General features: G+C 72.6%; 5 protein-coding genes. All 5 read right to left on the bottom strand.

Features of this window, described 5'->3' with window-relative positions; genetic code table 11:
• Positions 1-30: 30 nt before the first annotated feature.
• From ACIBTM_RS19495 to ACIBTM_RS19475, 5 genes are read right to left on the bottom strand one after another with little or no spacing between them, the layout of a single operon-like run.
• Complete coding sequence (locus ACIBTM_RS19495; protein WP_395878458.1) at positions 31-1,056, bottom strand: 3-deoxy-7-phosphoheptulonate synthase; 1,026 nt, start codon at positions 1,054-1,056, stop codon at positions 31-33.
• The gene (locus tag ACIBTM_RS19490) at positions 1,043-2,440 is read right to left on the bottom strand and encodes a DHA2 family efflux MFS transporter permease subunit (RefSeq protein ID WP_395878456.1); all 1,398 of its coding nucleotides are present in this window, start codon (positions 2,438-2,440) and stop codon (positions 1,043-1,045) included. The genes ACIBTM_RS19495 and ACIBTM_RS19490 overlap by 14 nt, the downstream gene beginning before the upstream one ends.
• The gene (locus tag ACIBTM_RS19485; protein WP_395878454.1) at positions 2,437-12,390 is read right to left on the bottom strand and encodes an amino acid adenylation domain-containing protein; all 9,954 of its coding nucleotides are present in this window, start codon (positions 12,388-12,390) and stop codon (positions 2,437-2,439) included. The genes ACIBTM_RS19490 and ACIBTM_RS19485 overlap by 4 nt, the downstream gene beginning before the upstream one ends.
• Positions 12,384-13,160 (bottom strand): ABC transporter ATP-binding protein, encoded by a 777-nt coding sequence (locus tag ACIBTM_RS19480; RefSeq protein WP_395878452.1) that lies wholly within the window; start codon positions 13,158-13,160, stop codon positions 12,384-12,386. Before ACIBTM_RS19480 ends, ACIBTM_RS19485 begins: the two co-directional genes overlap by 7 nt.
• The gene (locus ACIBTM_RS19475; protein ID WP_395878898.1) at positions 13,157-14,137 is read right to left on the bottom strand and encodes a FecCD family ABC transporter permease; all 981 of its coding nucleotides are present in this window, start codon (positions 14,135-14,137) and stop codon (positions 13,157-13,159) included. Before ACIBTM_RS19475 ends, ACIBTM_RS19480 begins: the two co-directional genes overlap by 4 nt.
• Position 14,138 lies beyond the last annotated feature (1 nt).

Here is a 14,138-nt window from a genome sequence, read left to right as displayed (position 1 = left end):
AAGGAAGGGGGCCTTCATGTACCTAGGGTGTCATTTCCGCGGGCCGCTCAGCCGCCGCACCGCGTTCGCGCACGCGAGGGACTCCAGAAGCGGAACCGTCCGCTCCCAGCCCAGGCAGGCGTCGGTGATGCTCAGGTCGGGCCGGGGCCGTGTGGCGCCGACGTCCTGCCTGCCGTCGGAGAGGTACGACTCGATCATCACCCCGGCCAGCGCGTCGTTGCCCGCCGAGATCTGGTCCGCCAGATCGGCGACGACCACGGGCTGCCGGTTGTGGTCCTTGCCGCTGTTGCCGTGCGAGGCGTCGACGACGAGCCGGTGCGGCAGGCCTGCGGCAGTCAGCGCGTCGAGCGCGTCCGCGACCGCGTGGGCGTGGTGATTGGGTTTCGGGCCGCCGCGCAGCACGAGATGCGCGTCCGGGTTCCCAGCGCTGCGCTGGATCCGCGGCCGTCCGTCGGCGGCGGCGCCCGGGAAGACGTGGGGCAGCGCGGCCGCGCGGACGGCGGCCACGGCGGTGTCCAGCCGCCCGGACACGCAGTTCTTCATGCCCATCGGCATCGGCAGCCACGACGCCAGGTGCCGGTGCGGCTGGCTGGCGACGGTCCGCGCGCCGATCGCGCCCCAGCTGATGGTGTCCGCGAAGTACGGCGCCAGGAACGGATCGACGAACTCGTACGCCAGCGGCAGCCCGGTCGCGGCGGCGTCGTCCAGGAACCGCCGCCCGATTCGGATCCCCGACGCGAGATCGCCCTTGCCGTCCAGCGTGGGGTCGGGCACCAGGCCGGTCCAGCCCGCGATCGTCCGCGGTTTCTCCAGGTAGGCGCGCAGGACCACGACGAGGTCGTCGGCGAACCGGCGCGACGCTTCCGCGAGCCGGTGCGCGTAGTCGAGCGCGCCGTCGGTGTCGTGCACCGAACACGGGCCCACGACGACGAGCAGCCGCGAGTCGCGCCGCGCGAGGACGTCGGCGACGGTTTCGCGGTGCCGGGTGATCTCCTCCGGTACGAAGCCGCTCGTGGCCACCTCGGCCGGACTGGGCAGCTGGTCAAGCATCCGCATGACCTCTCTTCTTGTCGGGGGCGGCCCGGGGCAGCCGCGTCGCACCGGCCACCGCCACGACGGCGAGGCCGAGAACACACCAGAAGGCATCGGCGAAGGCGGCGGCGACATCCGGGCCGCGCGCGGCCAGCCGGGCCTGCAGCACCACGGCCAGCACCGCGGTGCCGATCGAGCCGCCGAGCGTGTTGAGCAGATTCAGTGCCCCGGCCGCGCGGGGCAGCCGGGCGGGTTCGACCCGGCGGTAGACGATCGTCATCACCGGCGCGCCGATCAGCGCCGCGCCGAAACCGCGCAGCAGCAGGGAAACCACGATCACCCAGTCCGGGAGACCCGGACCGAGCTGGGTGAACGGCGCGGTGCCCAAGGCGACCAGCCCGATTCCGCTCAGCACCAGGGTGCGCGGCGAGAGCCGGTCGACGAGCCGGTTCACCAGTACCGAACCGGCCGCCGCGCCGATGCCCTGGGGCACCAGCAGGAGACCGGTGTCCCAAGTGGACAGTCCGGGGCCGCGCTGGAGGTACAGCGGGAGCAGGAACATCGTGCCGAACACCGACGCGCCGAGCAGCACCAGCGCCAGCGCGGCGACGCCGAACGGGGGCCGCGTGAACAAGCGTGGATCCAGCAAGGGAGCTTCGGCCCGCAAACCGTGCCGCACGAACGCCGCCAGCATCACGACGCCGAGCGCGACGGCGATCCCAGCGACCGTCGGCGTCCCCTGGTCGAACCAGGTGAGCCCGAAGACCAGGACGGCCAGCCCCGGTGAGAGCAGCAGCGCACCCCGGAAATCGAAGCGCTCGCCCTTGCCCCCGGGTTCGCTCGCGGGAACCCAGCGCCGGGCCAGGATCACCGCCACCACGCCGATCGGAAGGTTGACGTAGAACAGCCACGGCCAGTCGGCGACCGCGAGGATCGTGCCACTCGCCAGCGGGCCGAGCACCGGCGACAACAGCGGCACGAGGCCGACGACGGCGATCACGCGGCCGATGCGGTCCGGCCCGGCGGCCCGCGCCAGCAGCGCCTGGCCGGTCGGCGGCAGCAGTCCGCCCGCGAGTCCTTGCAGGACACGGAACGCGATGAGCGCGGGCAGCGTCGTCGCCAGCGCGCACAGCAGGGACGCCAGCAGGAACACGACGACGGCGGTGAGCCAGACGCGACGGCCGCCGTACCGGTCGGCGAGCCACCCGGACGCCGGCACGGCGGTGACCACGGCCAGCAGATACGCCGTCGTCACCCAGTGGACGCCGGTGACCGGCGCGCCGAACTCGTCGGCCAGGGTGTCGACGCCGACCGAGACGATCGTGCTGTCCAAAGTGGCCATGAAGGTGCCGAGCACCAGCACGGCCGCCGTGCGCCACAACGCGGCGTCGATCGGGCGCGCGGTCACCGCTCCACCGCGAACCCGGCGGCGTCGCCGTCGATCCAGGACTGCAGCTTCCGGAGGAACCGGACCAGGTCATCGGCGAGCGACCGGGCGTCGGCCTCCTTCGCGTACAACACGCCTTCCCAGCCTTGCTCGCCGGGGACGACCGTGACGCTCACCGGGTGGTGCGTGCGTTCGCGGAACCTCGTCCCGGTGACGGTCAGGCCCGGAGCGGGCTCGCGCAGCTTCGCCGGATCCACCGGATAGTTCTCGAAGACGAGCAGGCTGTCGAACAGCCGCTCGCGTCCGGCGAGCGACGCGAGTTCCGGCAGGCCCATCCGGTGGTGCGCGGCCATCGCCTGCTGCCGTGCCTGCAAATCGGCCAGCGCCTCGGCGACGGTTCCGGTGAACCGGGCCCGGACCGGGACACTGTTCGCCAGCAGGCCGATGATGTCCTCGACACCGTCCACATCGGACGTCCGGTTCGAGGTCATCACCCCGAAGCTGACGTCGGGGCGTCCAGCGTGGGCCGCGAGCACGGCCGCCCACGCACCCTGCAGCAGGGTGTTGACGGTGAGCCCTCGTGCCGCGCCCAGCTTGGTCAGTTCCGAGACCAGGCGACCGTCCACAGTGAACAGCGCGGGATCGGCGGAGCCACCGGTACGCGGCAGGTGATCACCTTGCGGAAGACCGTCGAGTTCCCTGCGCCAGGCCCGGACGTCGGCCGAGTGGTCGGCCGCGGCGAGCAGGCGCGTGTACCGCGTCGGCGGTACCGGCTCCGGCAACGGCTTCCCCGCGTACAGCGCGAACAGTTCGCCGAGGATGCGCGGTGCGGACCAGCCGTCGGACAGCAGATGGTGACTGGTGAGCACGAGCGTCTGGCTGCCGGGTCCGTGCCGCAGCACGGTGACCCGCCACAACGGACCGTGCGCCAGGTCGAACGGCTCCGCGAGCTCCTCGTCCAACTCGGCGTCCAAATCGGACACCGCGCGCACACGGAAACCGGCCCGCGGCTCGGCGGGGATCACCTGGACCTCGTGCGACGGCGGGAACACCGCGCCCAGGTTGGGTTGCCGTCGCACCAGCTCGCTCGCCGCCACCCGCAACGCCTCGACATCGAGGTCGCCGGACAGGGTGAACGCGGCCTGCACCGGATACGGATCTTCCTCCGCGGCCCGGGACTCGCGCAGGATCACCTCCTGTAACGGGGTCAGCGGCATGATCTCGCCGGGTCCCGGCACTTCGGCGGCGAGAGCGTCCAGCTCACGCCGGAAGTGCTCACCCAGCACGACGATCTCGTCTTCGGCGAACAGCGCGGACGGCCAGGTGAAGCGGACACCGAGCGTGCCGCCGTCGGGCACCATCGCGTTCACCGTCAGCGCGTACGGCAACGGCATCTCCGCGCCGCCGCCCGAACCGAGCGGATCGGCGTCCGGCGGGCGCTGCCACAAGGTCTCCTCGACCGTGGCCGCGGGGAAACGGCCGAGGTAGTTCCAGGCCACCTCCGGCCGTGGGCCGTCGACCTCGAGAATCCCGTGTCCGAGTCCGTCGCCTGCCGCGCGCAGGTGATCACGCACCGTCCGCAGCGCGTCCGGCAAGGGCCCGGGCGGCGGGGCGATCCGCGCCGGATGCACGGCAGTGAACCAGCCGGCGGTCTGCGCGAGGTCGACCGTGCCCGCGAAGTCCGGGGTGTGCCCCGGGCGTCCGTGGCTCTCGACGGCGACGAGCAGGTCGGCTTCCGTCCCGCGCCAGGCGGCGACAGCGCGGGCGAGCGCGGTCAGCAGCACCGTGTCCGGGCCGGTGCGGTAGGCCGTGGGCAGCGCGGTGAGCACGGCGTGGGTCGTGGCCTCGCCGAGATCGATCCGGTGGTGCCGCGCGGTCGCCACGGTGTCCCGCGCCGGATCGAGCCCGGTCCGGCCGAGCGTGCTCACCGGCGCGGCGGCGACACCCTGCCAGTACCGCATTTCGTCCTCTCGATGCGGTGCGGCCGCGCGCAGTGACCGCGCCCAGCCCAGGAACGACTGGCCGCGCCGGTGCAGGGTGTTGCCGTGGAAGGCCTGTTCGACGTCGTCGAGCAGCACGCGCCAGGTCACCGCGTCGGCGACCAGGTGGTGCGCCACCAGCAGCAACCGTCCCGGACGGTCCCCGGCGTCCACCAGCACCGCCCGCACCAGCGGTCCGGTGCGCGGGTCCATCCGGGCGACGATCCGCTCGACCCGCGCGTCCAACGCCGCGCGAGGATCAGCGGACACGCGAACAGCGGCGAGCACGTCGGCGCCGGTCACGGCACCGACGTCCGGGACACGAAGCGCGTCCTCGACCAGATGCGCGCGCAGGACGTCGTGGCGGGCGAGAACGGCGTCGAGCACCGCGGTCCAGCGAGGGACGTCATCCGCCGAAGGCACGCAGATCTCGACCCACTGGCAGAACCCGTCGGCCGCCTTTCCCGCTCGCTGCAACAGATCGCGCATGACCGGCGTGAGCGGCGCGTCACCGACCGCGTGGGCTTCCTCGGCCCGTTCGGGTTCGCCGCAGCGCGTGGCGATCCCGGCGACCGTGCCGCCTTCGAGGACATCGCGCGCGGTCAGGTGCAGCCCTTCACGGCGTGCGCGGGAGACCACCCGCAGCGAGGCGATGCTGTCCCCGCCCGCGTCCAGGAATCCGTCGTCCAGGCCGACGTCGGGGCCGAGCAGCTCGCGGACCACCCGCAGCAGCACCGCTTCCGCCGGGGTGGCGGGCTCCCGGCCGCCATCGGAACGGGCTTCCGGCGCGGGCAGCGCGGCCCGGTCCAGCTTGCCGCTCGGGCCGAGCGGAAGCCGGTCCAGCGGCACGAACGCGGTCGGCACCATGTACGCGGGCAGTTCCGCGGCGAGGTGTTCGCGCAGTGCGGCGGGGTCGGGTTCGGCGCCGTCCACGGGGACGGCATAGGCGACCAGGCGGTCTTCGCGGACGATCACCGCGGCGGCGCGCACGTCGTCGTGCGCGGTCAGCGCGGTCTCGATCTCGCCGAGTTCGATCCGGAACCCGCGCAGTTTGACCTGGTGGTCGGCGCGGCCGAGGAAGACGATCTGGCCGTCCGGGCGCCAGCGGACCAGGTCACCGGTGCGGTACATCCGCTCCCCCGGCGGCCCGAACGGATCGGCGACGAACCGTTCCGCGGTCAGCGCCGCCCGGCCGACGTAACCCTGCGCGAGCTTCGGCCCGGCCAGGTACAGCTCGCCGGTGACCTTCGTGCCGACCGGGAGCAGACCGCCGTCCAGTACGTACGCGCGGACCTCCGGGTCCGGACGGCCGATCGGCAGCGGGCCCGGGTCGGCCGGGTCGTACTGCCAGGTGACCGAGTTGATGGTGACCTCGGTCGGCCCGTAGGCGTTGAACAGCGCCCGCCGGTTCCCCCAGCGCCGCGCCAGTTCTGGGTCGAGCCGTTCGGCGCCGACGACGAAGAACACGCCGGGGTCGACGGTCGCGTCGTCGGGCATCGCCGAGAGGAACGACGGCAGCAGGTTGAGCCCGGTGACACGGTGCTCCGCGGCGTAGGCGAGCAGGTCGTCACCGGAGACCCGCACCTCCTCCGGCGCGATCACCGAGGTGCCGCCGGACAGCAGCGGCAACATGAATTGCCAGAACGCGACGTCGAAACTCGTCGAGGCGAAATGCAGGTACCGCTCGGCGGTCCCGATCCCGACGATGTCCTCCTGCAGCGCGATCAGGCTCGGCACGCCGCGATGCGGCACCGCCACGCCCTTGGGTTTGCCGGTGGTGCCGGAGGTGTAGATGACGTAGGCGATCGCGTCCGCACACGAGGGCACGGCCGGGTCTGTGTCCTCAGTGGACAGTTCGGCCGGGTCGATCACCGGAATGCCGTCCACGTCCGAAGTGGACACGACGGCGGCGGGCCGGATGTCGCCCAGCATGTAGGCGAGCCGGTCCGCCGGGTAGTCCGGATCCATCGGCACGTGCACCGCACCGGCCTTGATCACGCCGAACAGCGCGACCACGAGGTCGACGTCGCGGCGCAACAGGACCGCGACCGGGTCCTGCGGTTTCACCCCGGCGTCGATCAGGGTGTTCGCGAGCCGGTTGGCGCGGCGGTCCAGTTCGGCGTAGGTCAGGCTCCGGTCCCGGCACACGACGGCTTCGGCGTCCGGCGTCTCCCGGACCCAGCGCCCGAACTCCGCCAGCATGCCGCCGCGTTCGCGCTTCGGTTCCGGTCCCTCGCCGAGACGCAGCATCGCGCGTTCTTCCTCGGCGTCGAGCGCACGCAGCCGGGAGACCGGCCGCGCCGGGTCGGCGACGATCTCGTGCAGCACCGCACGCAGCCAACGGCCGTACGACTCGGCCTCCTCGCGGGTGAACGCCTGGGGCTGGTATCCGAGGCCGACGGCGAACTCGTCGCCGGGCAGCACGATCACCGTGAGCGGGTAGTGCGTCGCGTCGGTGATGTCGACGCCGACGAGGTCGAGGCCGGGCGCCAGGGTCGTGCGGGCGCGGCTGGAGAGCGGGAAGTTCTCCATCACCAGCATCGTGTCGAACAGGTCGCCGACGCCGGCCGCGCGCTGGATGTCCGGCAGCCCGGCGTGATGGTGCTCGGTGAGCCGGACACTTTCGCTGTGCACGCGCTCCAGCACGGTGCTCGCGGTGTCGGCGGCGTCGAACCGCACACGCACCGGGATCGTGCTGCCCAGCTGGCCGATCATGCGCTCGACCCCGGGGACGTCGGCCGGACGGCCGGAGACCGGGCAGCCGAAGACCACGTCCCGGCGGCCGGTCAGCCTGGCGAGCAGCACTCCCCAGGCGGTCTGGAACACCGTCGTCGGCGTGATTCCGCGGTCGCGGGCGAAGGCCCGCAGTCGTTCGCTGAACTCGCCGCCCAGCTCCACGGTCACGCGTTCCGGACGCTCCACAGTGGACTCGATACTCGCCGGAGCGAGCCGCGTTCCTTCGTCCAATCCGGACAGTGCCTCGCGCCACGCCTCCAGCGCGGCGTCCGGGTCACGTTCGCCGAGCACCCGGTGGTACTCCGAAAGCGGCGGCGCGACCGGGGCCGCCGGACCACCGCCGAGTTCGGCGTAGGTGGCCAGCAGTGTGCGGCCGACGAGCGGCATGGACCAGCCGTCGAGCAGCGCGTGGTGATTGGTGAGCACCAGGCGATGCTCGTCCGGGCCGAGGGTCAGCAGCAGGAACCGGATCAGCGGCGGGGACGCCGGGTCGAAGGGACGGGCGAGTTCGGCGCGGCATTCGGCCTCGGCCTGGTCCGCGGAGACGTTCGCGAACCGCCAGTCCAGCCTGACCTCGGCGGGTACCACCTGGACGACCTCACCCGCATCGGTGGTGTGCAGGTGGACACGCAACGCGGGATGCCGCCGCAACACCTCCGCCGCGGCCTCGCGCATGCGGTCCGCGTCGAGCGCGCCGCTGAGCAGCGTGACGGCCTGCACCACGTAGACGTCGGTGTCTTCGGTGCCGCGCGCCAGCGTGTGGAAGGAAAGCCCGGTCTGCAACGGGGTCGCGGGCAGGACGTCCTCGACGCGGCCGAGACGTTCGAGCGTGTCGATGTCAGGCTGGTCGAGGCCGACCAGCGGGAGGTCCGACGGGGTGAGCCCGCCGCCGTCCGGCCCGATCCGGGCGGCGTGCGCGGCCATCGCCTCCAGCGCTCGCGACCACGATTCTTGAAGCGCGGCAACGCTTTCCGGTGACAGGACGGCGCCGGCCGCGGTCCATTCGACGGCGAGCCGGGGACGGCCGTCCTCGCGGACAAAGCAGTTCAGCGCCAGCACCTGTTCCAGCGACTTGGCGTCCGGCTCGGTGACCGCGAACGGATCTTCCTCCGGCAGCCGCCAGCCGGTACCGGGCAGGGCCGCGAACCGGCCGAGGTAGTTCAGGACGATGTCCGGGGGCGGGACGGTGGCGAGTTCGTCCCGGGTGAGCGGGTCGAGGTACCGCAGAACCCCGAAGCCGACGCCGTTGTCCGGAACGGCGCGTTTGGCCTCCTTCGCGGCCCGCAGCAGCTTTCCGGCCGCGTCTCCGCCCGCGAGCGCGCTGTCGAAGTCCGCGGTCGCGGCCACCGCGGCGGCGGGAACGCGCAACGGATGCTCGGCGGTGAACCAGCCGACGGTGCGGGAAAGGTCCAGGCCGTCATGATCCCGGCCGTGCCCTTCGAGCGACACGGTCTCGGCCTCGACGGGGGCACCACGCCACGACCGCAGAGCGAGCACGAGCACGGCGAGCAGGACGTCGTCCGGTCCGGCGCGATAGGCCGCGGGCAACGCGGTGAGCACCGCTCCGGTCTGCTCCGGGGTGGCGAGGGTGACCGACCGCCGCGCGGTCGCGACCGTGTCGGCGGCCCGGTCGAGTGGCCGGTGGCCGAGACGCGGACCGTCGAGCGCGCCGCGCCAAAGGTCGAGTTCGCCACGCCGGGCACCGGAAGTGCCTTGCCCGGCAAGAAGGAGCGCGTGCCGCCGCCACGACGTCCCGACCGGTTCCAGCGGTTCGCCGGCACAGGCCGCGCGCAGATCCGGCAGGAGGACCCGCCACGAGACACCGTCGACCGCCAGGTGGTGCAGCACGATGACGAGGTGGTCCGGCAGCAACGCGACCTTGAGCACCCCGGCCCGGAGATCCAGGGATTCCGCGAGTTTCGCCGCGACCTCGGCCGGTTCGCCGGTCGTCTCGACGACCACGTCGGACGCCCTCACCGCCCCACGTTCCCGGACCCGCATTTCGTCCTCTGAATGCAGACGCAGGACGTCGTGGTGGTCCAGCAGGGTTTGCACGCACTCGGTCAGCAGGCCGGGCGGAAGGTCCTCGTCGAGCCGGACGGCGGTCCACTGCGCGTAGCCGGAGATGGTCGAGAAGTCCGGATGCGGATCGAGCAGGGCGCGGACGATCGGTGGGGCGGGCACCACGCCGACGGGCTCGTCCGGCGGGTCGGCCGGGACGCCGATATCCGCGCTCGCCGCCGCCAGCGCCTCGAAACTACGGCGGGCCAGCAGGTCACGCGGGCGCAGGTCGAGGCCGTGCGCGCGCAGCCTGCTGCTGACGCTGATCGCGGTGATGCTGTCGCCGCCCAGGGCGAAGAAGTCGTCGTCGACGGCGACCTCGTCGACGCCGATCACCTCGGCGATGGTGGCGCACAGCAGCCGTTCGCGATCGGTGGCCGCGGCCCGCCCGGCCGCCGCGCGCGGTGCGGGCAGCGCGGGGCGGTCGATCTTCCCGTTGGAGGTCAACGGAAGCGTGTCGAGCACGACGACCGCGGCGGGTACGAGGTGCTCCGGCACCCGCGCGGCGAGTTCCGCGCGGACCTCGTCCGGCACGACCTCGCCCACGACGTAACCGACAAGCCTGGGCCCGCGCACCGCCGCGGCGGCGGCACGCACACCGGGAACCGCCGCCAGCGCGGCCTCGACCTCGCCGAGTTCGACGCGGTGACCGCGCACCTTCACCTGGCCGTCGCGACGGCCCAGGTACTCCAGGCCGCGGCCGGGCACCCAGCGGGCGAGGTCCCCGGTGCGGTACATCCGGTCGCCGGGCGCGCCGAACGGATCGGCGACGAACCGCTCGGCGGTCGCGTCGGGGCGCCCGAGATACCCGCGCGCCAGATGCGGCCCCGCCAGGTAGAGCTCTCCCGGCGTTCCCGCGGGCGCGGGACGCAGCGCGGCGTCGAGCACCCGCACCGCCGTGCCCGGCACCGCGGCGCCGATGGTCGGTTCCCCATCGTCCAGCCAGGATCCGGCACCGTCCACAGTGGCCTCGGTCGGGCCGTACATGTTGCGGGCGCGGACACCGGACTCGGCGACGCGGCGCCACAGCGCGGGCGGAGTCGCCTCGCCGCCGAGGACGAGCAACGCGGGCGCGCTGGGGCCGTCGAGCAGCCCGGCGTCGACCAGTGGGGCGGCCATCGACGGCGTGGTGTCGACGACGTCGATCCGGTCACGGGCGAACGCGGCCAGCAGTTCGTCGGCGTCGCGCGCGACGTCGGTGCCGTAGACGTGGAGTTCGTGCCCGAACAGCAGCCACATCAGCTGGTCGAGCGCGGAGTCGAAGGCGAAGGAGTACGTGTGCGCGACACGCAGCCGCCTGCCCGCGGCGCGTTCGGTCTCGGCGACCGTGGTCGCGCGGTGGTGGCGCAGCAGTGTCGCGAGTCCGCCGACCCGGCCGAGGACGCCCTTGGGCCGTCCGGTGGAGCCAGAGGTGAAGATGACGTACGCGAGATGTTCCGGATGGCGGGGAATCCCCAGCGGCGAAGAGTCCAGAATGGACAGATCGGTTTCGCAGAGCAGCAGTTGGGGTCCCGGCACGATTTCCGGGTCGTGGGCCACCGTGAGCACCGCGCCGGCCTCAGCAGCGAGTTCCCGCAGACGCTCGACCGGGTGCGCCAGATCCAGTGGCAGGAACGCGGCCCCGGCGTCGAGCACCGCCAGCAGGGCGACGACGAGATCCGCGGACCGCGGCAGGGCGAGCGCGACGACGTCGTCCGCCCCGACCCCGCGGGCGCGCAACGCCCGGGCGAGTCGGTGGACCCGCGTGACGAGTTCGCCCGCGGTCAGCCGTTCGTCACCGAAGACCAGCGCGGTCTGTCCGGGATCCAGCCGGTCGAGAAGTTCAGGTACGTCAAGGAGTTCGCTCTCCGGTGCGGGTGTCGACCACGCCTTCAGCAGCGTGTCCCGCTCCCCCGCCGGGACCAGATCCGCACCGGCGACCGGCGGGCCGTCCGGTTCGGTCAGCGCGGTGATCAGGCAGCGCAGCGCGGTCAGCTTGGCGTCGACGGCGGCCTGGTCGTGCGTCCGCGCGTCGACCTCGAAACCGAGCAGCAGCCCGCCGTCCGAGGTCGGCAGTACCGACAGCCCCATGTCCTCGGGCGGCCCGCCCGCGACGTTGCGCATCGTGCCGTGCGAGCCCGCGAAATCGAGCTTCAGGTCGAACGCCTTGAGATTGATGCCCCGGCCGTGCAGGAGCGCCCCGGCACCGGGCACCGCGAGGTCCTGGGGCAGGTCCTCACCGCGATACCGCTGGTGCGTGCGCATCTCCTTCAGCGCGCCCGCGACCCGCGCGGTCAGCTCGGCCGCCGTGTCCTCCGGGAGCACAGTGACCCGCAACGGCAGCACGTTGACCGCCATCGCCGGAGTCCGCAGGGCGGCCCCTTCGCGGCACATCAACGGCATCGCGAACACGACGTCGGTCCAGCCGAGCACGCGGTGCAGGAAGGCGGCGTAGCAGGCGATCAACGCGTCGCCCCACGTCGTGCCGACGCGTTTACCCAGTTCACGCAGCCTGGCCACGTCGGAAGCGGGCAGGACCGATCGGGCGGTCACGGTGTGCTCCGGCGGGCCCGACGCGCTGCCCGCGTCGTCGAGGTCCGGCAACGGCGTGAACCGCCCCCGCCAGTACTCGCGGTCTTCGGCGAACCGTTCGCTCTCGCGGTAAACGCGGTCGGCCTCGACGAGATCCGCGAACGGGGCGAACGTCGAAGCCGGGACGTCCTTGCCCTGGATCGACGCGGTATAGCGGGCCGCCGTCCGGCGCGCGAGCATCGCCGCGGTGTAGCCGTCGAACACCAGGTGGTGCCCGAGCTGGGTGAACCACACGTGCGAGTCGGACAGCCGCAGCACGAGATGGGCGAACAGCGGCCGGTCCACCATCCCGCGGCAGGCCTCGGCGACCCGGCGGCGTTCGGCGTCCACGCGCTCGTGCGCGGCGGCGACCGGATCGAGCTCGCCGCGCAGATCCACCACCTCCGGCAGCGGCACCGCGTCTTCCGACACGACCTGGCGCGGGCCGTCCGGCGTCTCGAAGACCCGCAGCCGCAGGCTGTCCGCCTCTTCGGCGGTCGCCTGGATCGCTTCGGTCAGCGCGACGACGTCGACCAGCTCGTCGCCGACGATCTCGATGACGTCACCGACGACGTAGTAGGGCGAGTCGGGTTCGAGGCGCTGCGCGGTCCAGATGCCCAGCTGGGCACCAGTCAGATTCAGCATGAAGGCACCACCATCGGGGTTCCGGTCACCGGGTCGGGCACGACGACGCTGGGGAGATCGAAGACCTCCTTCATCAGCTCCGCGTCGACGATGTCGGAGGGCGCGCCCTCGGCGACGATCCGGCCGTCCCGCAGGGCGACGAGGTGATCGGCGTACCGGCAGGCCTGGTTGATGTCGTGCAGGACGGCGATCACCGTGCGGCCCTCGTCGCGCAGGCGGGCCAGCAGACCCAGCAACTGGTACTGGTGCGCGATGTCCAAAAAGGACGTCGGTTCGTCGAGCAGCAGGTACGGCGTCTTCTGCGCCAGCACCAGCGCCACCCACACGCGCTGGCGCTGCCCGCCCGAGAGCTCCTGCACCGGCCGGTCGGCCAGTCCCGCCACCCCGGCCGCGGTCATCGCCTCCAGCACCGCGCGTTCGTCCTCTTCGGACCACGACGCGAACAGCGACTGATGCGGGAACCGGCCGCGCGCGATCAGCTGCCGGACGCGGACGTCCTCCGGCGCCACCGGATCCTGCGGCAGGAACCCGAGCTCACGCGCCAAACCCTTGCCGTGGAACGAACCCACGTCCTTGCCGTCGAACAGGACCTCGCCGTCCGCCGGACGCAGCAGCCGGACGAAGGCGCGCAGCAAGGTGGACTTGCCGCACGCGTTCGGTCCGACGACGGCGGTGAACGCGCGGTCGGGCACGTCGAGGCTCAGCCGGGTCGACACGACCCGGTCGCCGTAACGCAGGGTCAGATCCCGAGCGGTCAAGCGGGCACTCATGTGCGCCGCACCTCCTTGGTGAGCAGCCAGATCAGGTAGCCGCCGCCGATCACGGTGCTGACCACACCGACCGGCAGCGCTTCCGGCGCGAGCAACATCTGGGCGGCCAGGTCGGCGCTGGTCAGCAGCACGGCGCCGGTGAGGGCGGCGGGCAGCAGGGCGATACCGGGCGTGCGGGCCAGCCGCCGTCCGATCTGCGGTGCCGCCAGCGCGATGAACGCGATCGGACCGGCGACGGCGGTGACCGTGGCCGTGCACCCGACCCCGATCAGCACCAGCACCAGCCGCAGCCGGTCCCAGCGGACACCGGTGGTGACCGCCAGCGCACCGCCGAGCGCCGACTGGTGCAACGCCGGTGCCCTGGTGAACAGCACGACGAACAGCACCGCGAGCACCCCGAACGGGATGGCGACGTCGTCCCAGCCGATGCCGTTGAGGGAACCCGCGTTCCAGCCGACGGCCGCGATCGCGATCTCCAGTTCGGCGCGCAGCACGATCCACGAGTTGAGCGCGGTCAGCATCGCGTTGATCGCGATCCCGATGACGATCAGCCGCAGCCCGGACAGCCCGCCGCCGAGCGACAACGCGTAGACGATGGCCGCCGTGATCACGCCGCCGAGCACCGAACCGATGGTCAGCTGCGTCGACGTTCCCGAAAGGACGGTGATCGCGAACAGCGCGCCGGTGTACGCGCCGGCGTCGAGGCCGATCACGTCCGGGCTGCCGAGCGGGTTGCGGGTGATGTTCTGGAAGATCGCGCCCGCCAGGCCGAGCGCGGCACCGAATACCAGCCCGGCCAGTACCCGGGGCAGCCGCCATTCGCGGATGACCACGCCCGGCCCGCCACCAGAACCGGTGAGCGCGGCGAACACACGGGCGGGACTCGCCCACGCCGCGCCGTAGCAGAGCCCGAGCAGCGTCAGCCCGGCGATGACCACGAGCATCGCCACGAGGAAGACGAGGGTGCGGCGTTCCATC

The organism is Amycolatopsis sp. NPDC049868 (genome assembly GCF_044461365.1).
Taxonomy (GTDB): Bacteria; Actinomycetota; Actinomycetes; order Mycobacteriales; family Pseudonocardiaceae; genus Amycolatopsis.
This window is presented reverse-complemented; position numbering and strand designations above follow the sequence as displayed.

Bases quoted from the DNA above. Each gene is read 5' to 3' on its own strand.
- ACIBTM_RS19495 (WP_395878458.1), bottom strand. From the start codon at position 1,056: ATGCGGATGCTTGACCAGCTGCCCAGTCCGGCCGAGGTGGCCACGAGC.
- ACIBTM_RS19485 (WP_395878454.1), bottom strand. From the start codon at position 12,390: ATGCTGAATCTGACTGGTGCCCAGCTGGGCATCTGGACCGCGCAGCGC.
- ACIBTM_RS19475 (WP_395878898.1), bottom strand. From the start codon at position 14,137: ATGGAACGCCGCACCCTCGTCTTCCTCGTGGCGATGCTCGTGGTCATC.
- ACIBTM_RS19480 (WP_395878452.1), bottom strand. From the start codon at position 13,160: ATGAGTGCCCGCTTGACCGCTCGGGATCTGACCCTGCGTTACGGCGAC.